This window comes from Borrelia puertoricensis, from assembly GCF_023035875.1.
Lineage (GTDB): Bacteria > Spirochaetota > Spirochaetia > Borreliales > Borreliaceae > Borrelia > Borrelia puertoricensis.
In genome coordinates this window covers 572,942-593,864 of sequence record NZ_CP075379.1, presented here as the reverse complement: position 1 = coordinate 593,864, position 20,923 = coordinate 572,942, and the positions used below count along the sequence as shown (strand labels likewise).

The window sequence follows — 20,923 nt, the reverse complement described above, 5'->3', positions numbered from 1 at the left end:
CTTACATGATTTTAAATATATTTTCCAACAAATTAGATATAAATACTATATAATACAAATTAAATAAAAAGATAATCGACTCAAATAATAAGGAGTTTAAATGCTGAAAATAATTAGCCTTGGAGGTGGAATAATTAATCCTGACAAAATCAACATAGAATATATTAAAAATCTTAAAAATCTTATTTTCAAATGGGTACAAGAAGATAATAGGAGAAAAATTATCTTAATTACAGGCGGAGGCAAAACGGCAAGAGAATATCAAGATGCTTATAAACAAATTAATCCTAAGTTTAAAAACCATGAACTTGATGAGATTGGAATAATGGCAACCAAACTAAATGCCAAACTTATCAGCAAAGCAATGCAACCACTCTGCATTGACAATATTATAAGCGATCCAACTCAGGATTTTCATTTTAAAGGACAAATAGTAATTGCATCAGGATGGAAATCAGGATTTTCAACAGATTATATTACTGTAAAGTTTGCCGAAAAGTTTAAAGCAGATGAAATAATTAATTTAACCAATGTAAATCAAATTTACGATAAAGATCCAAAAAAATTTAATGATGCAAAAGGATTAAGCAATATTACTTGGAACGAACTACAAAATATTGTTGGAAAAAACTGGGAGCCTGGTTCAAATTTACCGTTTGATCCAATAGCAACAAAACTAGCACTAAAGCTTGGTATCAAAGCTTACATATTAAATGGAACTGATCTTCAAAACTTAAAGAAAGTTTTTGATAAAAATGATGATTTTTTAGGAACTATTGTAGTAAAATAAAAACTATTGCCGGTATGGCGGAATTGGTAGACGCGTCAGACTCAAAATCTGATGAGGGTAACCTTGTGTCGGTTCGACTCCGACTACCGGTATTAATTTATTTAAATAAGAAATAATATTTACCAAAAGAAAGAATACAAATAGACACCCGGCTGCTAAATAATATTAATAAATCTAATAAAATGAATCGGAATTATTGATACTAAATCTTTTAAAGATGAAATCTTAAGTATTAAGTCCCTTAATAGCATCCTTATAAATTAAAATAAGATTCATAAGTTCACTCTCATCAATATATTCATTGGTTTTATGAGCTGTATTATCTGAGCCTTTAAATAATGGACCAAAAGCAACGCAATTTTTTAAAGCTCTGGAATAAGTTGCACCGCCAATAGCAATAGGACTAACATTACTCTCACCTGTAAAGGCTTTATAAACTTCAATCAAAGACTCAATAAACTTTGAATCAGAATCAACATAAAGAGGATCAAGAAAAGAAACTTCATGATAATCTAAAGAATATAAATTTAAAGTTCTTTTTATCAAATCCACCAGTTCTTCTCGTCTATAACTTACAGGATATCTCATATCAAAAGATAAAATTTGATTAGATGTTTTAGACAATTTAACCTTTGTCAAGCAAAGAGTAAGTTGTCCAGATTTAGAATCTTCTAAAACTTTACCAAACAGTTTCTCACCATTAATAGTAAAACTGATCTTATCTTCAAAAAAATTAACAAAATCGGCTTTTACACCTAAAGATTTAATAATCTTTAATGCATAAGGAGCAACATTAACACCAAGATCGGGTAATGAAGCATGAGCAGAAATGCCATGAATTAAAACATTGTTATCAAAAAATTTATATCTAATCTTACCACCAAAACTGTCAAGTAAAATTCTAAAATCATCTTTATTAAAATCACCAAGCTCAAAAGAACACTCATCAGGAATCACATTATATCCAGTTCCAATCTCAAAATCCATAAAAAATTTCTCATCACTAATAACATCGAATTGCAATAACCCTTTCTCAGCATTAACAACAGGAAAATCACCATCAGGTGTAAAAGCAAAATCAGGAATCTCTTCTTTAATTTTATATTGCTCAATACAACGCCATGCCACCTCTTCATCTGTTCCAAAAATTACCCTAAACCTTTTATTAAAAAAAATCCCCTCTAAGAGTAATAATTTAAAAGCATACAGAACAGCCATCAAAGGCCCTTTATCATCTAGAACACCCCTAGCATATATTTTACCATCTCTAAAATCAAGTTTAAAAGGATTTGAATGCCAATTAGACACATTGCCAGCATCAACAATATCAATGTGGGCCAAAATACCTATAAGTTCATCACCCTGCCCTATATCAGCAAAACCATAATACCCGTCCCGATCCCTATAAACTTTAAAACCAATATCTTTAGCTATTTCCAAAACTTTATCTAAACATAAATCAATTTGTTCCCCAAAAGGCTTATTTTTTAAAGCAAAAGCGTTAACACTATTAAATTTTATCAACTCTCCTAAATGAAAATAAAATTGTTTTTCTAACTTAATATCCATAAAACTAAACCTTTAGTACAACTGCAAGACAATTTAAAAAGAAAAGTTAAAATATTTTTGATATTGTCTGCATAAGAGTGTCGGGATTGAAAGGTTTAACAAGCCAACCAGTAGCACCAGCTTTACGCCCCTCATCAACTTTTGACTGCTCAGATTCAGTAGTTAAAACAAGTATTGGAACAAAACTTCCAAACTCCCTTATCTGTTTAATTACCCCTATTCCATCCAAATTAGGCATATTGATATCCGTAATAATTAGATCAAAATCTTTATCACTCTGTCCAACGGCTTCCTTAAACTTAGATACACCCTCTAACCCATCCTGGGCCTCAGAAACTCCAAAACCATTCTGCTCTAAAATGTAAGCAACACTTTGCCTAATAGCTCTATTGTCATCTATAACCAAAATCCTTTTTTGCATGTAACGCTCCTAAAACCACATAAAAAGTATACAAAAGTTAGAATAAAATTACACTACCCTCATCAAATGAATGAACGTCCTTTTCATCCTCGATAAGAGACAATAAATATTTTTTATGAACAAACAAAGTAAACCTATTAGCAATTCTGCGAATAAATTCTTTATCTTCAATTTCAACACACTTAAGACCATTTTTCAATAACTCTAAATCAAGAGTACTATTAATATCATTGTCCATTTCCATTAAAGTCCTTTCAAGATTTAAAAGATCCATTCTCAAATTCTTAATATTATGAATACCTAACTTTACTTCTTCAAATATTTCTAAAAAATCAACTGGAAAGATTTCATAGGATAATACCTGATCAAGAGCAATCTTTTTTATCTCAAAAATATTATTCTTTATTTCCATAAAAAGCTTTTTAAATTTGTTAAAATAATTTCTCTCAAGATAAAATCTATTATCACAATCTTTCACAACTTTTTCAAAGAAAAATATTATTTGGGACAAAAACTCTCGTCCTTTGGTAATATTTAGCTCAATATCACTAATAATTTTTGACATTTCAGAAATATTACCTTCCATATCATCAAGTTCAACTCTCTTTACAACCTCTATTTTGGAAGCTATATTAATATTTTGAAACCTAGAAGAGATAGCTGAAATATTCGAAAACATTAATTCCAAAGATTTAACAAGCTTAATCTGTTCATAATAAAGATTTAAAAAATTAGAATTATTTTTTTCAACATCATCAATCCTTTTAAGTAAATTCGATAAAATCACGGAAAAAGATTCAACTGATCTTGAAATATCAATATATGAAGAATTATCTGACTTTAAATCATTAATGACCTGCATAGAAGAAATCGATGTGTCAATAAATTCTTCAAAAGCCATCAAATTTTCATCCAACTTAGCAATAACATCTTCAACTATCATTCTGGATGAATTTGTAAAAACAGATAAGACTTTTAACTTCTGAACCTCACTTATATCTCTAAACTTAAAAACATCAATGCTTGAATACATAATATTTAGATGATACAAAGACTGAGTAAGCCTATCTTGAAACTGAAGATAAGACACAGCATTTACAAACTTAAATTTAAACTCACTAAGTATACTTAATACATTATCATAAAAAGCAATAACTTCGCCAATACCCCCTGAAAACTCATCTATATTTTTAATCAAATTATCTTTAAATTCCTCAAGAATTTTATTCTCAGCCGTATTATTTTCAAGCACCTGATCCTTAGCACGATCAAGTCCAACTTTAATATCCCTACCCCTACTAGTTAGCTGGTCTGCTTGCTTAATCATAGATTGAGTTAAAGTCTTAATCTCATTTGTAATATAAGAAAAAGCACCTCCTGCTCTCCCAGCCCTCATAGCAACAGTCAATGTATTAATCGACATTATTTCCATATCAATAGAACTTCTCTTCATCTTTTCAATTACATCTTCAAGAATCTCTATATCTTTAACCTTATCTCTTATAACGCTAAACTGTACTTCAAGCAATTCGGTTGAAGAATTAAAATAAGATACAAAATCATTCAATACCCTTATTACTTTAGAGATAAAGTTATTCAAAGAATAATCATTATCAATATCAAGATTAGAAATAAACCCAATATTAAAAGATAAATCTTTAATATCTTTAGAAAGTTTTTCTATTAATTTAGGAATTGATTTACTTAAACTGGCATAAACTTGCCTTGAATGACTATCAAAAACCTCAAGTTCAACAAATAATTTATTAATATGCGGATCAATATCCAGAAATTTAACATCATCTTCCATTAAGATCTCCTTAAAATATATTCAGATATTTTATTTAAAGGAAGAACCTTATCTACAGCACCTATTTTTATTGCCTCCATAGGCATTCCAAATACCACAGACGTTACCTGATCTTGAGCAATGTTATATGCGCCACTTCTCTTCATCTCAAGCATACAACAAGCACCATCATCTCCCATTCCCGTAAGCATAACTCCAATAGCATTTTCCCCTGCATACATAGCAGCGGAACGAAACAAAACATTAACAGAAGGCTTATGTCTACTAACTAAAGGACCATCTAACAAATTAACAAAATAGTTCCCATTAGCATACTTCACAATTAAATGATAATGACCATTGGCAATTATTACAAGACCAGGCCTTAAAATATCTCCATCTTCAGCCTCTTTTACATCAATTTCAAGCTCATTATTCAAACTCTTTGCAAAAGATGTTGTAAACCCCCCTGGCATATGCTGAACAATAACAATTGGGGGCGAGTCTCTTTTAAAAAACTTTAAAAATACTCTTAAAGCCTCAGTACCACCAGTTGAAGAACCAACAAAAATAACTTTTCCGGTTTTATTTTTATTAATAACACCTTGATATTTCAGAATAACATCTGGATCATTCTTAGGAGCAACATTAATAACATCGGCAACCTTATAGCTTTTTGTTATACCAGAAATACTGCCTTCAGATTTTTTACTCTCAAACTTAACAAAAGAATCAGGGGCTTTTATTCTCTTAGTCTCAAAAGAAGCAATAAATTTATTACCAGCCAGTTTCTTGATCTCAGATTTTATTAAATCCAAATAATCACTTCTAAATAAATTAACTGTAAGTTTAAAATTAAGTTTATTTATTATTAGTTTAATTTTATCTCTCTTAGATTCAAGAAAACCAAATTTTGGATAAACTTCATCTTCTGCTATAAAAATAACAGGAAGTGAAATATTATTAAGAACATTACTAAGCGCATTCCCAAAATGAGACTTGGCAGCATTTTCATCAACAATAACTAAATCGGGGAATTTTTGTAAAAAAACATTAATAAGGTTTAAAGAATTAGAACCTGGATTTAATATTTCAACATTCATATCCTTAGAAAAAGTCCTAACAAAAACCTGTCTTATCAGACCTTGAATATCAATTATCAATATTTTCATTATAAAAGCCCAAATATATTATGTTAAAGAATATTACCTTATAACCTTAGTTATTGTATCAATATCAACTACTAATGCTAGACTACCATCTCCAAGTATTGTAGCTCCAGAAACCCCTTCTACTTTAGAATAAATTTTACCTAAAGTTTTTATAACGGTCTGATATTGTCCTAATACCTCATCCACAACAATTCCTATTTTACCACTATTTGTATTAACAACAACAACATGCTCACTATCACTCTTTTCATCAGATATTTCAAAAAACTCTCGCAAACGTATAAAGCTAATCATGCTTCCTCTATAATTCATAACATTACTATTACTTTCAAACCCATACACCTTAGAAATTAATTTATCAGCTTCAAGACAAGACTCAACACTAGAGAGAGGCACAATAAAATGTTCATCTTTTACTCTAACAAGCCACCCTTCAATAATTGCCAAAGTCAAAGGAAAAATTAACTTTATGCGAGTATATTTACCAAATTCACTCTCAAGAATCACATTTCCTCTAAGAGACTCTACCTGTTTTTTAACAACATCCATTCCAACACCACGCCCTGATACATTTGTCACAACATCAGCTGTTGAAAATCCTGGTTCAAAAATTAAATTATAAATATCCACATCTGATAAAGTTCTTGAAACAGTCTCCGATATTATATATCTCTCTATAGCTCTCTTAATTATTTTATGCTTATTAAGTCCTCTACCATCATCTTCAATAATAATAATCACAGAATCACCTGATTGATGCGCAGAAAGCTTAATGACACCTTGCGGATCCTTTCCTGCCTCTATTCTCTCTTCGGACGGTTCAATGCCATGATCAATTGCATTCCTTATTAAATGCACTAAAGGTTCATTTAATCTTTCAATAATACTTTTATCAAGAACAGTATCACCACCTTGTGCATGATAACGAATTGATTTGCCAAGCTGAGCAGATAAATCTTTAACTATTCTTTGAAATTTTACAAATAAAATCTCAATAGGAACTGTTCTAAGTCCTGTAGTATAATCTCTAAGCTCATTAATAAGCAAAGAAAATTCAGCTGAAATTGAATTTAAAATATTATTATTACTACTCTCAGCTTCTTTTGCAAGCTTAGACTGAATCGTAACAAGTTCACCAACAAGATTAACCAAATGATCCAATTTTTTTGAATTAACCTTAATACTTGCAATGTTTACTTTATTCTTAGCAGTATCATCATTAAAACTAGCTCCACCCTTAAGAGCCGTTTTATTACATATCTCTTCTGTTTTTGATGAATTCTGTTTTTCTTTAGAGCAGACTTCATCAACACCTTTATCTAAATTATTTACTAAGGAATCAAGCTCAAAGGCTTCAGATATATCATAAGATGAATCAACTTCTTCAACAACAAATTTTGACTGTCCATCCAAAAATATAAAAATATCTTCTATAGAACTTTTATTCTCTTCTGTCTCTAGCTTGACTTCCCACTCAACATAAACATTATCAGGAGACATTAATTCCAAGTCAGGAATGTTTTTCACCCTAGCCCTAACTTGTCCATTTCCTAAATCTAATAATTTTTTTAAAAAATTGATAGGTTTATGACCATGAAATAAAATCCCCCTTGAAGGCGAGAAAAGAATTTTATAAATTTTAGTCTCAACATTTAAAGCTTCATCCTCAAATTTACCTTGCTCCAAAGATGAATCCAAGAGAACTCCTTGTGAATCCAAATCATTAGATAAACTTATCCGATCTTCCTCAGTAGAACTTAAAACTGAATCAGTATTTAACCCGACATAAACACCCAGTCCAAATCCTTTTTTGATTGTATCTATCAGAATTTTTTCACGATTTTTATATGCACTCTCATCAATAGCTTCATCTCCTTCAATTAGTTCACGAATAAAATCAACTGCCATTAAAGTAGCATCAACAGTATCCTGATTAAATCCATCAGAACCTTCCTTCATAGGATCAAGAACAGTTTCTATTTCATGCACAAGAGAAGCTGTTAAATTAAAACCAAACATTCCTGCACTACCTTTAATTGTATGAAAATTTCTAAAAATAGAATTGATAACCTCTCTTCCTGATTCAAACTCAATATTAAGAAGTGCATGCTCAATATCTGAAATATTTTCTATAGACTCCTCTTTAAAAGAATCTTTAAATTTATCTATCATATCACTACTATTCATAAATTGCCCTTAAATACATAAAACTAAAATTCAATTAAATTAAGGCCTAAATCTAAGTGATCAATATCTTCAATATCATTTAAAAATCCACCATATATCAATAAACTTAAAACCTCATCCGATGGATATTCTATCTTTATAAATAAGTTTCTATCTTTAGCATATTTATTGGAAGCATACAAAATTTGTATAAAAGTAACATCTATTTTCTCTACATTTGAAAGATTCATTACCAGAGTCTCTTTTTCTTTCATCTCTTTAAAAATATTTAAAAGATCTTCTTTAACTTTAAAGATGTTGTTTACTACAAGTTCTCCTTCTGGATTATAAATCATAACACGTAAACTCCTATTGATCACAATCAGGATCATATATTGTAGTGTTTTTAAAACTGGCAAGTTCTTTAATATCAAACAGATTCTCTACGTCAAGAATAATAATAAATTTATTATTACGCTTACCAATTCCAGATATAAACCTCGAATTAAATCTCGTACCAATCTTTGGAGCCTCATCAATATCAGATAAACTTAGCTCAAGAACCTCATTAACATAATCTACCAAAATTCCAAGATTCAATTCATCACCTTCATATATCAAATTTAATATGATGATATTTGAAATATCAACGTCTTTTTTCTTAAGCCCATCATCACTAACTCTACGATCCTGCATACCAAATTGCTTTCTAATATCAATTACTGGAACTATTTTTCCTCTATTATTGATTATCCCTGCCATATAATCAGGAGTTCTTGGTATTTTTGAGATTTTAGTATACTCTAAGACTTCAACAACATATTTAATTTCAATCGCATAAAGCTCATCTAAACTAAACAAAAGATACTGATTTAATGTACCCTGTAAATCGGTTTCTAATTCCATAAATGCCTCTTAATAATATAACTAATAATACAAATAGAATACTCCATAAGTCTTATTCAAAATTCACATATCTCATATATTCTCATGTATCAATTATAAATCAAAAATTTCAATACTAAACAAATATAAAACAATGTTCAAACATAATACATAATATAAATAAAAATATAAATGTTCATCACTGGTAAGTTACTAAAAATAATAATACCTGATAACTTGGTTTCTATAAACAATACTCACAAAAGAACATTTGAAACAATCTAAGCAAAACCATAATCAAACTTTCACAATGGTAATAAATTACTAAACCTAAAATTCACTCTTATTAGTCAAATAATAACAATTATCCCATAAAAGGATGACTTGAGTATAGACAACAATTGGATAAACAATAAATAATAAGAAAAACTTTCTCTTTATTATAAACTTATTGAATTACATCAATCCAGAATTAAAATTTATATTAAATTTTATAATAAAGGAAAAAAACTTATGAAAAAAAAGAGCATGCTTGCTTTAATGCTTATGTTAGTATCAATATCCGCTTTTGCAAATTCAACATCAAAAGCAAGAAACAAATTTGGTATGGGAATTTTACTGCCATTTCCAATTGCATTAGAATTCAATATTGGAAATTTTGACATAGACTTAGGTTCCTACAGTGGAACAAACAACTTTTTTAAGGACTGGCAAACTTTATTCCTTGCAATAGACTACATCTTTTACACACATACTCTTGAAGAAGCAGACAACATGCTAGACTTTGCTGTTGGAGGCGGCGGGTATGGAACAATATGGTTATCAAGATGGAGCAACAATAAAATAAATAGTGGACCAATGAGCTTAGGAACAAGATTACCACTGATCATAAATCTTGCAATAGCCAGAAAAAAATTTGATATATTCTTAAAAGTAGCACCTGGTCTTGGATTAAATATTTGGAGTAGAGGAGTTGGATTTAGATGGGAAATATTTGCCGGACTTGGTATGAGACTTTGGTTTGCATAAAAATAACTGATTATCACATCAAGAGAAGTACTTAAGTATTTCCTTTGACAAATTAAGTAAAAATATCAAAATAAAATTTCAACATATGCTTAAAAACATCAAATGACCCCACTCCCAAAAAACTGCTATTATCCCAAAGTCATAAACGATTCAAATAATATGTATATTAAAAATCATCATCAACAAATTTCATTGCACAACTTAAAACTAAACTGAAATTATGAAGATTATTGATCTCTATAACAATATTTAAAAAAACACTCACAAAGCATAAATATTCAACCTACCAAAATTTTTAAATATGACAATTCATAATACTACTTCTCTTTGAAAACAATCGGGTATATACTTAAAAATAAGAGGATTTATCAGTACATGAAAAAAACAATCTTAATCTTACTACTAATAAACTACTTTAATGTTTCAGCAAAAGAGTCTCACACAAATAAAGGTTATTTCGGAATTGGAATACTAGGTCCATTATCAAACGCGTTTCAACTGGTTTTAGGTAAAAACATCACAATAGAAATTGGAATTTATAACGGATTAAAAAATTTATTCAACAATTTCAATACATTATTTGCTTCCCTAGAGTTCACTGCACTCTCATCAGATTCGTCAGAACAATCTAACGCGATAGATGCTTCACTAGGAATCGGAATTTATGGATTATGGTGGATACCTGAATGGCAAAATACCCGCAAAACGTATAATTCGACAAACATAGGAATTAGAATATCGATCACCCTAAATTTACCAATTATCAAAAAAATTTTTGACATATTCTTAAAAACAGGACCGGGTATCAATATTTGGGGTATTGGTGGTGGCAATCCAAAACAAAAATGGGAAGCATTTGCTGGGCTTGGTATGAGACTTTGGTTTGCATAAAAATAAACAGAATTATAAACATTTCAAATTTTAAATAAAAATTAAATCAACAAAATTCATCCTATAAAATATTATTAATCATTAAAAATAAAATATAATGATATAGAAACATTAATTATTGGAGATTTAATGCAGAAATTAGTGCTAATAGCAATACTAACAATAAACATATGGGTCAGTGCATCTGGAAAAAGCTCATATTCAGATAGAAAAATAGGATTTGGAGGAAGCATTGGAAACCCGATATTTAATTATATTATGTCATTCCCATTTATAGATCTTGAAATAGGTTATGGGGGAACTAATGGTATTAATCTCTCAGAAGGCAAACTCAAATCAAAAAAATATGATTTTAACGTATTTGTACTCTCAACCTTAGATCTAATATTAACAATACCATTAATAGAAAAATTATCTATTGGAACAGGCATTGGGGGAAATATACACATATCATCTAACAAATCAAATTTCATAAACATGGAAATAGGATTTGGATTTAGAATTCCAATAGCTATTTTTTATGATTTAACAGAACAAATAGAATTAGGTCTTAAAATAGCACCTTCAATAGAATTTGTATCAAACGCAAAATCCATTGCATATCACCACCTCTATGCAGGACTGAAAACAAATATAATGGGTGGAATATTCATTAAATACTATATTTAAACACCAATCTCAAATCATTCCCAAGTACTATGGAAAAATTCACCTCTATTTGAATCAATTCTTTCAAAATTATGTGCACCAAAGAAATCTCTTTGAGCCTGAATTAAATTGGCTGGTAAATAATTAGTAGAATAAGAATCTAAAAAAGACAGACTTGCATAAAATGCTGGCAAAGGTATCCCAATTTCACTGGCTTTTGAGACTATTCGCCTTAAAGACTTATGATGATTTTTTATTATATCTAAAAAATAATCATCAAAAACTAAATTAATAAGATGTGGATTCTTATCATAAGCCAATTTAATCTTATCCAAGAAAACACTTTTAATTATACAACCCTCTCTCCAAATCAAAGAAATTTTTCCCAAGTTCAAGTCCCAAGAATAATTAACAGATGCACTCTTAAGCATCATAAAGCCCTGAGCATAAGCTAGTATTTTGGACACTAAAAGAGCATAATAGAGGTCTAAAATCCAATCACTCAAATCAAATGCAACAGAATCCACGTCCATTTTAAGAATATCACTAGCAATTACTCGTTCATGTTTTAATCCCGACAAAAACCTAGCAAACACAGACTCAAAAATTAAATTCACTGGCACATTTAATTGCAAAGCTTCAATTGATACCCACTTCCCAGTACCTTTTTGATTTGCAACATCTAAAATTTTATCAAGTAAATATTCATTATTTTCCTTATATTTTAAAATTTTAGATGTTATTTCTATTAAATAACTAGAGAGATCACCTTCTCCCCACTTGTCAAATACTTCGGAAATTTTTAAATTATCTAAATTAAAAGCTCTCTTCATAAAAAAATATGCTTCACCAATGAGTTGCATATCTGCATATTCAATTCCATTGTGAACCATCTTTACATAATGTCCAGCTCCACTCTCACCAACATAAGCAGAACAAATATCTCCCATACTTGTTTTAGCAGCTACTTTATTTAAAATAGGCTCAATTAATCCATAAGCTTTTTTGTTCCCACCATACATCAACGAAGGTCCAAATCTTGCACCTTTTTCACCACCTGAAATTCCAAGTCCAACAAAATAAATATCCTTAGAAGATAATCTTTTCTCTCTTTTTATTGTATCTTTATAATGAGAATTTCCACCATCAATAATAATATCGAATTTTTCAACTAAAGGTAAAATTTGTTCAATGACTTCATCAACAGCTGAATTTGATATCATTAAAATGATCTTTCTAGGTTTTTTTAAGCTTCCAATAAAATCCTCAATATTTTTAAATCCATTAATCTTTTTATGAACATTGTTTACAAGGAAAACTTCTGTCCTATCATTATCTCTATTATAAACAGAAACATTAAAACCGCTATCAGCAATATTTAACGCCAAATTACTCCCCATAACTCCTAGCCCATAAACACCAATATCCATTGCACTATCCTCTACCCTAATTTTTTATTACAGACAAATTTACTTTATTCATTATTTTTAGATTATGTTATATTATAAAAAAAGTAAAGATTAAAACAAATGCAAGATAGGAGAATTATATGAAAAAACAATTTGATACAGAGGTTAATGATTTACTTTATTTAATCATACATTCTCTTTATTCTCATAAAGAAATATTTTTACGAGAATTAATATCAAATGCCTCTGATGCCATTGATAAGCTTAAATTTTTAAACTTAACAAACGAAAAATTCAAGGATATCAAACTAGATCCAAAAATAGAAATAAGCTTTGACGAAAAACTCATTAAAATAAAAGACAATGGTATTGGAATGAACAGAGAAGACCTGATTAATCATCTTGGTACAATTGCAAAATCAGGAACTAAAGAATTTATAAATAACCTAAAAAAAGATGAAAAAAATGCTGCAAGCTTAATTGGACAGTTTGGAGTTGGATTTTATAGTGCTTTTATTGTCGCTGACAAAGTTGAACTTGTAACAAAAAAAGCACTGGAAGACACTGCCTATCTCTGGTCTAGTGATGGAAAAACAGGATATGAAATAAATAAAACAGAAAAAGATGAATATGGAACTGAAATAACCCTTTATCTTAACGAAGAAGGGATTGAATATACCAACAAATGGAAAATACAAGAGATTATAAAAAAATATTCAAATCACATAAGTTATCCTATCTTCATCAAGTACAAAGAACCCTTGATGAAGGATGGCAAACAAGAAGGATTTGAAGAGAAGGAAGATAAATTAAATGATACAACAGCAATTTGGATAAAAAATAAAAATGAAATAACTGATGAAGAATACAATGAATTTTATAAAAATCTAACCTTTGACTATGAAAATCCATTAATTCATATTCATACAAAAGCAGAAGGAAATATTGAATATACAAATCTCTTTTATGTTCCAAGCAAAGCTCCCTATGATCTGTACTACCCAAATACTAAACCTGGGGTAAAATTATTCATAAACAGAATTTTTATCACAGATTCTGCAGACAGTTTACTTCCAAATTACTTAAGATTCATAAAGGGAATAATAGATTGTCAAGACTTGCCCTTAAACGTAAGTAGAGAAATTTTACAGCAAAACAAAATATTGGCCAAAATAAAGACATCTTCTGTAAAAAAAATACTTAGTGAACTTGAAAAGCTAAGTGAGGCAGATAATTCTAAATTCAATGAATTTTCCAAAGAATTTGGAAGATGTTTAAAAGAAGGGGTTTATTCTGACTTTGATAACAGAAGCAAACTTATATCCCTAATTAGATTTAAATCTTCTCACGTAGATGGACTTGTATCTTTAAGAGAATACAAAGAGAGAATGCCTGAAGAACAAAAAAGCATATACTATATAACTGGAGGAAGAGAAAATATACTCAAAATCAATCCAATTGTAAATGCGTACAAAGAAAGAGGATACGAAACTCTCATTATGGATGATGAACTTGATGAGGCAATTTTAAATTTCATCACAGAATATGATGGTATAAAGTTAAAAGCAATCAATAAAAACGAAACAAGTGACGAACTAAAAGATGAAAATTTCAAACAAATGGAAGAAAAATTCAAAGACATCCTACTTAAAGTAAAAAAAATACTTGAAAATAATGTCAAAGATGTGTCACTATCTGCAACGTTAACACAAGAACCATCAGCAATAATAATTGATAGTGCTGACCCCACATATCAAATGCAAAAAATTATGATATCAATGGGACAAGAGGTTAAAGAAATAAAACCTATTCTTGAACTCAATCCAAACAATAAAATCATTCAAAATTTAAAAAATCTAGATGATGCAAACTTGGAAAAAATAAGCATTATTCTTTTTGAAGAAGCAATGATAACTTCAGGTCTACAAAGCAAAAATCCACGTCAATTTATAAACATAATAAATGAAATGTTAGAGCAAAACATATAATAAAAGTAAGTTCGCAAACTTATGCTTGCGAACTTACTTTTTAACTCTAAGAACCAAATCTTTGCCTGCCTCAACAGGTTTAGTCTGAGCTATCTTAATTTTAATGTCTTCAGTTAAAGTAGTAGAAGAAGGTACAATATATTCAGAGCCATCATCAAGCTTCCCAAACACATACTCAATGCTTGAAACTTCATCAGAATTTGCAATAACAACAGGTGTAACTACTGACTCTGCATGAGCCTTTAAATACTCAAGGTCCAGTCTAATAATAACATCACCTTGTTTGACGCTCATACCCTCCTCGGCAACTCTTGTAAAACCTTTACCATTCAAATTAAGAGTATTAATACCAAAATGCACAAAAATTTCAATACCCTCTTTAGTTTCAAGGCTAAAAGCATGATTGGTTTTAAAAATTTTACCAATATTTCCATCACAAGGCGCAACTAATTCACTTCCAGTTGGCATAATTGCAATTCCATCGCCAACTATCTTCTCAGCAAAAGCTTCATCTGGAACTTTATCAATTGAAACAACTCTTCCACTAACAGGCGCTATTAAATCCAAAGTAGCAGACTTTTTAAAAAAACCCAAAAAACCCATATACTAATCTCCTATATATTTATCTAAAAATTTTAAAGTCTCTGATTCTGACTTACTATTTAAAACTTTACTTGCCAATTCACTTAAGTCAGACATTGTATATTTGCTTAGCAAATACTTAATTCTAAGTGAAGCACTAGGAACCATACTTAAAGATCTAAATCCAAGCCCAATAAGAATTAAAGCTCCAGCCTCATCTCCCCCAAGCTCACCACAAACAGAAACATCAATGTTAAAATTATTACCAGCATCAAGAACATTTTTAATCAGCCTTAATACAGCAGGATTATATTTATCGTATAAATTTGATATTTTTTGATTACCCCTATCCACAGCCAAAGTATATTGGGTTAAATCATTAGTACCAATACTAAAGAAATCCAATCTGTCAGCAAAGTCAGATGCCATTAAAGCAGCTGAAGGAACTTCTATCATACACCCGACTTCCAAATTTTCATCAAAAGGTAAATTCCTAGACTTTAAATTTGTTTTAGCTTTATTTACAAAATAATTAACTATATCAAGTTCCTCATATCTAGTAAGCATAGGAACCATGATTCTTATTTTGCCATAATGACTAGCCCTAAAAATCGCATTAAATTGACTTTGTATTAAATCCTCATAGTCCATATACATCCTAAGAGCACGATATCCTAGAAAAGGATTATCTTCCTTTGGAAATTTAAAATATGGAATTTCCTTATCTCCTCCAATATCAAGAGTACGAATAGTAACAACACCTTTTTTTTCAATAGTGTCTACAACTCTCTTATAGGCCTCAAACTGTTCATCCTCTGTTGGAGGCTTTACAGATTCCATATATAAAAATTCTGTCCTAAAAAGCCCTATACCATCAAGCCCATATTTATTAACATAAAAAATATCTGTAGAAGTTCCAATATTAGCCTTCAGAGATATCTTAATACCGTCTTTTGTCTTTGCATCTTGGTTTTTTAATGCGAAAAGCTCTCTCTCATACTCATTATACTCTAATATCTTATGTTCATATTTATCTAGTTCACTTGATGAAGGATCACCAATAATTATTGAAGACAATCCATCAATTATCAACTGTTCACCTTCTTTAATTTTAGCAATATCCAAAGGTGTCATCACAAGAGCAGGAAGTCCCATTGTCCTTGCCAAAATAGCAGCATGAGAAGTCTCACCACCAACTGTAGTCACAAATCCCTTAACATAACTTAAATCAACCTGCATTGTATCAGAAGGCGTTAATTCTTCAGTAATCAGAACCACATCTCTTTTAACCTCAGAGAGATCAGTTACCTGATCTAAAATATTTGAAATAAGCCTATTTCTAATATCTTTAAAATCAGAAGCTCTCTCTTTTAAATAAGAATCTGTATATTCTTCTACACTCGCAATTAATTCTTTAAAAGACAGATAAACAGCATAAGCAGCACAATAATTTTCATTCTTAATAAAATTTGTAACAGAATCAGAAAATTCATCATCCTCAATCACTAATATCTGTCCTTCAAAAATGCCTTCCTTATCAACACCAAATTGATCCACAGCCTTCTTTGTAAGCTCTCTAAGTGCAGATATAGCTTTTGATTTAGCATCATTAAATTTTTTTATCTCATCATCAATTTGTAAAGAAGCAATTTTTGATTTATCAATAAATTTATCAAAATCCTTTTTAATAAAAAGAGCCTCTCCTACACCTATCCCTTTAGATATTCTTTTCCCCGATAAAGTCATATAAACCTTCCATACCTATTCTTTAAAAGATTCAATGAGCTCAACAAGTTCAGTAACAGCCTTTTCTTCATCATCACCATCAGCACAAACCACAAGCTTCTTACCAGAAGATAATTCTAGAGTTTGTAATCGAAATAAACTTTTTCCACTAACAGATTTTCCATCAGCTTCAATAGTTATATCACTAGCATACTCCTTAGCTTTTTTGACAAACGTTGATGCCGGTCTAACATGCAAGCCATTAACAGCGTTAATTGTAGCTTCTTTTTTTACCATAAACTTAAGCCCCTTATTTGAATAATTATTTTTTGATTAAGTTATTAACAAATAAATATTATAATGCATAAAAACAAATTGATAAATTAATTCTATTGCTTTTATATTAAAACTATGCCAAAAAATCAGCAATTACTTAATAATGCCAACTTTTACAAGACTAAAAACTAGATAATATATCAAAATAAAAATTTTTTATAAGTCTTAAACTTCTCTCCCCTAAACTAAAGTTTTTAACATCTCTAATATTTTTATCCAGCATCTTAAGAGAATCTTCAATTTCAACTAAAGATAAAGGTAAAGACTTACTAAGAAGTAAAACTTGAAAATCCCTTAAAGTAATAACCTTGTCATTATAAAATATCTTCATCAAAAAATCACTTATAATATCTCTTTTAATATTTAAAAGAACACAAATAAAAATAATGTTTGCCTCTTTTAAAATATCAAATGAAAAAGTATCAACAAATATTCTGCTACAAAAACTCTTATTCCATAAATTTGTGATTGGAAATTTTAATTTACTTAAAAATAAAATATGGCGACTTTGTATATAATCATCCCTGTTAATACTGTAAGCATTATAAGTATAAGTTCTTTTAGTTAAAATATTTTTAAATTCAAGCTGAGCATCAAGACTTAACAATAAAGGATATAAATCAAATACTGTGTTTTTATAATAAAATCCATTAGAAAGATTAATACTATTTAGATATATCCTATCATTTAGTCTTGAAATAAATTCATAAAACAACCTTGGAATATTTCTCTCTCCAAATTGCAATATTGTATCATAAGTAACACATGGTCCCATTTCCAAAAAATTACTCTTAAGAAAAACTTTATTAAATCTTTCAAAGTTATTAATTATAAAAAAATTATCAGAAATTTCATTTTTCATGAAAATTTCAGAATTTTTATGAAAATCAATCTCATTATAAACTATATAATTGTTTGACTCTTCTCTAAATAAATTAACAAGTGCATTAAAATTTTCTGGATAATATACCTTCACACCTCTTATTTCCTCTCTAATTCTTCCAATCTCAAATAAAGATCTAAAAAAGTATTAACATCAAGACAATTACACTTTAATGTATTATAATACCCTAAAATATCAGCCCTAATTATAACTTTACGTTTTAAAAGATAATAAAATAATAATGCATTAGATGAAAAACAATTTGTACAAAACCCAAAATCATTTTCTAATAAAACCTTAACTAAGGTTTCATAAAAAGTTGTATTTTGCAATCCCTCAACAGTAATGATGCTACGTCCATTTAACATAAAGGCTGAAACTAAAGACGAATATACAGGCTTTAAGTCTAATAGCACTAATGAGAAGTTTTTATTCATATTTTCAATAAAACTTCGATTGCCTGAATAAAAAATACTTATCAAAAGCTCTCTAGTACTTAAAGGAAGCTTAATACTTTTTGAAAGAGTCTCTCCATTTAAATTAAAGCTAATTAGTATCAATTCGTATACTCCAATTATCTAGAATATCCTTAAGATCAATAGGGGTCTTACAGATATTGAAGTCAAAAGCCTGGATTAAAGCTGTCTTTACTGCAGAAACAGATGCAATAAATAATATTCTAAAAGAAAAAACAAATTCACCATCTTCAATAAACTCAAGTTCCACAGAATCAACAACATCATAAGTAATATTTCCAAAAACATAATCAACTGCCAAGCTAAAAATTGAAAATATACGCTTATTATTTATCCTAAGTTTATCAAACTTACCATTTTCAACAAAAAAATTCACATTACTAAACACAATATTAAAAGAATATATTTCTATATCAATCTCAAGAGAACAAGCAACATTAAATTTCTTATCTATATCTATAACAAAATTTTGCCCAGCTACAACAGGATACTCTCCCTTAAAATTATCACCGATCATCATGACAAGCACATCCTTAATAGCCAAAACTTCTCTTTCAATAATGTAAGATTCTTTAATTAACGTACTATAAATTCCAACATCATCTATAAAAACATCACTAACAATAAAATTTACATTATTATAAGATAAACTAAAAGTCCTAGCTAAAATATTCCTTAAATAGTTCATTAAGTTAATATCCATAATTTTATAAGGAATAAACACATCTAATTTATCCTTATGTAAACTCATAGAAACGGTTTGATTGCCACCTAAGAAAGCAGAATCTAGATTAAAGTCCAGATTCAAAAAAGCAAATCCTATACCTTTTCTTCTCACATCAAAAATATTATATTCATTCTTTAAACTTATAGAAGATGACTTACGCATGATAGAATTTTTCAAATCCATCTCTTTAAAAAGCTTGAAAAAAACATTATATTCACTCTTAACATAGCTGAGCAAATAACTAAGAGGTTCAATTGACAAACTGACTGCAAGATTATAAAAATTTGAATAAATAAAATTATAAACAGCAATTCCAAATAAAAAATAATTATCATAAAAAAATACAGAATTACTTGTAGTTGATATAAAATTAAAATGTACATACACATCAAAAAATAAATTATCAAAAATATGCCTGAGGTAATCAAAATAAAATTTATATAAAAAGTTTAATGGTCTGTTGATTTCAAGATCTAACATAATCTTATCAAGCCTATTTTCTGATGATAAATAATTCACAGCCGAAAACTTTAAGCTTAAAGATTGTGCCATTAAAAAATGTCTCTTATAATAAATAACATTAACCTTCAGCCCAAGTTTTTTAGCAATTATTATGCCTTGTAAGACAGCATTAAAAGAAACTGAAAACAAAACACTAATACAATCATTATTAATAGGATTGATAATGATCTTATCTTTAGCAATACAAAAATTATAACTAATAATTTGCTTTACAAGTGCAATATTATCAAGGTCTGCATCAATGACTAAACTATCATCCTTAAAACATACTCTAACTAAAATAACATCACTGCAATAATTCAAAAAGTCTGAAAACTCATAATAAGAATTATAAATTTTAAATTCACCCAATTCTTTTAATCCTGAATCAAAATAAACATCGTTTTGCTCAATGGCTTTTAATTCAAACACAACACTTGCTTCTGCTTCTACTAAAGAGTCTAAGCTATTAGAATATAAAACCAAAGGAATTTGTCCTTCAAAATTTATTTTATTATCAAAAAGTTTTAAATCAAATTCATTAGAATCAACAGCATCGATGAACTTTAAGATAATATCATCTTTATAACTTATATTAAAAACCTGATCTTTATATTTATCTAAAATCTTAAAATCTTCAATGATAGAATTCTTGATATTACAACAAACTGGCAAAGCCCAAACTTCTTCCATATTCTTTAGCTTCATAAACAATTAAATAAAATAAGAGATCAAAAACTCATAATTTATCTTCTATTTGTATCATTATGGCACAATACCAACAAAATTACTATTAAAACCAAAACATGATGTAACAATTACATTTACTCAATTAATGATATCTCAAAGATTAAAACATAGGGCTTAACTATTATATTATTTTAATGTTTATTATATACATAATATTTTCTTTTGATAAATTTTACAAAATATGAT

18 protein-coding genes, 1 tRNA gene and 2 pseudogenes are annotated in these 20,923 nt (G+C 28.9%); 6 read left to right on the top strand and 15 right to left on the bottom strand.

Annotated elements, in window-relative coordinates; all coding sequences use genetic code 11:
• Nucleotides 1–100 precede the first annotated feature (100 nt).
• Nucleotides 101–790: a UMP kinase gene (pyrH, locus tag bpuSUM_RS02875; RefSeq protein WP_247065708.1), complete on the top strand. Its 690-nt coding sequence runs from the start codon at nt 101–103 to the stop codon at nt 788–790.
• Between the two features lie 8 nt (nt 791–798).
• A tRNA-Leu gene (locus bpuSUM_RS02870) sits at nt 799–882 on the top strand.
• Nucleotides 883–1,015: 133 nt separating this feature from the next.
• Here the strand turns inward: bpuSUM_RS02870 and bpuSUM_RS02865 are convergent.
• From bpuSUM_RS02865 to bpuSUM_RS02835, 8 genes and pseudogenes are all read right to left on the bottom strand, one after another.
• On the bottom strand, nt 1,016–2,359 hold the full coding sequence (locus bpuSUM_RS02865; protein WP_247065707.1) for a Sapep family Mn(2+)-dependent dipeptidase: 1,344 nt from the start codon (nt 2,357–2,359) through the stop codon (nt 1,016–1,018).
• Nucleotides 2,360–2,405: 46 nt separating this feature from the next.
• Nucleotides 2,406–2,780 carry a response regulator gene (locus tag bpuSUM_RS02860; RefSeq protein ID WP_025375568.1) on the bottom strand — a complete coding sequence of 125 codons (375 nt, stop codon included), beginning with the start codon at nt 2,778–2,780 and terminating at the stop codon, nt 2,406–2,408.
• Between the two features lie 37 nt (nt 2,781–2,817).
• Nucleotides 2,818–4,590 (bottom strand): BB0569 family chemotaxis protein, encoded by a 1,773-nt coding sequence (locus bpuSUM_RS02855; protein WP_247065706.1) that lies wholly within the window; start codon nt 4,588–4,590, stop codon nt 2,818–2,820.
• Complete coding sequence (locus bpuSUM_RS02850) at nt 4,590–5,741, bottom strand: CheB methylesterase domain-containing protein (protein WP_247065705.1); 1,152 nt, start codon at nt 5,739–5,741, stop codon at nt 4,590–4,592. The genes bpuSUM_RS02855 and bpuSUM_RS02850 overlap by 1 nt, the downstream gene beginning before the upstream one ends.
• Before the next feature lie 33 nt (nt 5,742–5,774).
• Nucleotides 5,775–7,415 (bottom strand): annotated as a pseudogene (locus bpuSUM_RS02845) (chemotaxis protein CheA); the annotation flags it as partial.
• 179 nt (nt 7,416–7,594) lie between these two features.
• Nucleotides 7,595–7,928: pseudogene (locus bpuSUM_RS10055) on the bottom strand (Hpt domain-containing protein); the annotation flags it as partial.
• Between the two features lie 23 nt (nt 7,929–7,951).
• Nucleotides 7,952–8,263, bottom strand: coding sequence for an STAS domain-containing protein (locus bpuSUM_RS02840; protein ID WP_247065703.1), 312 nt, complete (start codon nt 8,261–8,263; stop codon nt 7,952–7,954).
• A 13-nt stretch (nt 8,264–8,276) separates the two neighbouring features.
• The gene (locus tag bpuSUM_RS02835; protein ID WP_247065702.1) at nt 8,277–8,813 is read right to left on the bottom strand and encodes a chemotaxis protein CheW; all 537 of its coding nucleotides are present in this window, start codon (nt 8,811–8,813) and stop codon (nt 8,277–8,279) included.
• 492 nt (nt 8,814–9,305) lie between these two features.
• Here bpuSUM_RS02835 and bpuSUM_RS02830 point away from each other — a divergent pair, with 492 nt between their 5' ends.
• From bpuSUM_RS02830 to bpuSUM_RS02820, 3 genes are all read left to right on the top strand, one after another.
• Nucleotides 9,306–9,821, top strand: coding sequence for a DUF3996 domain-containing protein (locus tag bpuSUM_RS02830; protein ID WP_247065701.1), 516 nt, complete (start codon nt 9,306–9,308; stop codon nt 9,819–9,821).
• A 375-nt stretch (nt 9,822–10,196) separates the two neighbouring features.
• A complete protein-coding gene (locus bpuSUM_RS02825; protein ID WP_247065700.1) occupies nt 10,197–10,712 on the top strand; it encodes a BAPKO_0422 family outer member beta-barrel protein in 516 nt (171 codons plus the stop codon).
• Nucleotides 10,713–10,841: 129 nt separating this feature from the next.
• Nucleotides 10,842–11,381 (top strand): BAPKO_0422 family outer member beta-barrel protein, encoded by a 540-nt coding sequence (locus tag bpuSUM_RS02820; RefSeq protein WP_247065699.1) that lies wholly within the window; start codon nt 10,842–10,844, stop codon nt 11,379–11,381.
• Nucleotides 11,382–11,395: 14 nt separating this feature from the next.
• Here bpuSUM_RS02820 and gnd read toward each other — a convergent pair whose 3' ends face one another.
• Nucleotides 11,396–12,790: a decarboxylating NADP(+)-dependent phosphogluconate dehydrogenase gene (gnd, locus tag bpuSUM_RS02815; RefSeq protein ID WP_247065698.1), complete on the bottom strand. Its 1,395-nt coding sequence runs from the start codon at nt 12,788–12,790 to the stop codon at nt 11,396–11,398.
• A 119-nt stretch (nt 12,791–12,909) separates the two neighbouring features.
• On the opposite strand from gnd, the gene htpG reads away from it, so the two are divergent.
• Nucleotides 12,910–14,757, top strand: coding sequence for a molecular chaperone HtpG (htpG, locus tag bpuSUM_RS02810; RefSeq protein ID WP_247065697.1), 1,848 nt, complete (start codon nt 12,910–12,912; stop codon nt 14,755–14,757).
• A gap of 33 nt (nt 14,758–14,790) precedes the next feature.
• Here the strand turns inward: htpG and crr are convergent, their stop codons facing one another.
• From crr to bpuSUM_RS02780, 6 genes are all read right to left on the bottom strand, one after another.
• Nucleotides 14,791–15,360 carry a PTS glucose transporter subunit IIA gene (gene crr / locus bpuSUM_RS02805; protein WP_247065696.1) on the bottom strand — a complete coding sequence of 190 codons (570 nt, stop codon included), beginning with the start codon at nt 15,358–15,360 and terminating at the stop codon, nt 14,791–14,793.
• 3 nt (nt 15,361–15,363) lie between these two features.
• Nucleotides 15,364–17,085, bottom strand: coding sequence for a phosphoenolpyruvate--protein phosphotransferase (ptsP, locus tag bpuSUM_RS02800; RefSeq protein ID WP_247065695.1), 1,722 nt, complete (start codon nt 17,083–17,085; stop codon nt 15,364–15,366).
• Nucleotides 17,086–17,100: 15 nt separating this feature from the next.
• Entirely contained in the window at nt 17,101–17,361 is a 261-nt protein-coding gene (locus tag bpuSUM_RS02795) for an HPr family phosphocarrier protein (RefSeq protein WP_011772499.1), read from the bottom strand.
• A gap of 160 nt (nt 17,362–17,521) precedes the next feature.
• Complete coding sequence (locus tag bpuSUM_RS02790) at nt 17,522–18,385, bottom strand: xanthine dehydrogenase family protein subunit M (protein ID WP_247066304.1); 864 nt, start codon at nt 18,383–18,385, stop codon at nt 17,522–17,524.
• Complete coding sequence (locus bpuSUM_RS02785; RefSeq protein WP_247065694.1) at nt 18,382–18,843, bottom strand: hypothetical protein; 462 nt, start codon at nt 18,841–18,843, stop codon at nt 18,382–18,384. The genes bpuSUM_RS02790 and bpuSUM_RS02785 overlap by 4 nt, the downstream gene beginning before the upstream one ends.
• Nucleotides 18,830–20,695 carry a hypothetical protein gene (locus bpuSUM_RS02780; protein ID WP_247065693.1) on the bottom strand — a complete coding sequence of 622 codons (1,866 nt, stop codon included), beginning with the start codon at nt 20,693–20,695 and terminating at the stop codon, nt 18,830–18,832. Before bpuSUM_RS02780 ends, bpuSUM_RS02785 begins: the two co-directional genes overlap by 14 nt.
• Between the last annotated feature and the right edge of the window lie 228 nt (nt 20,696–20,923).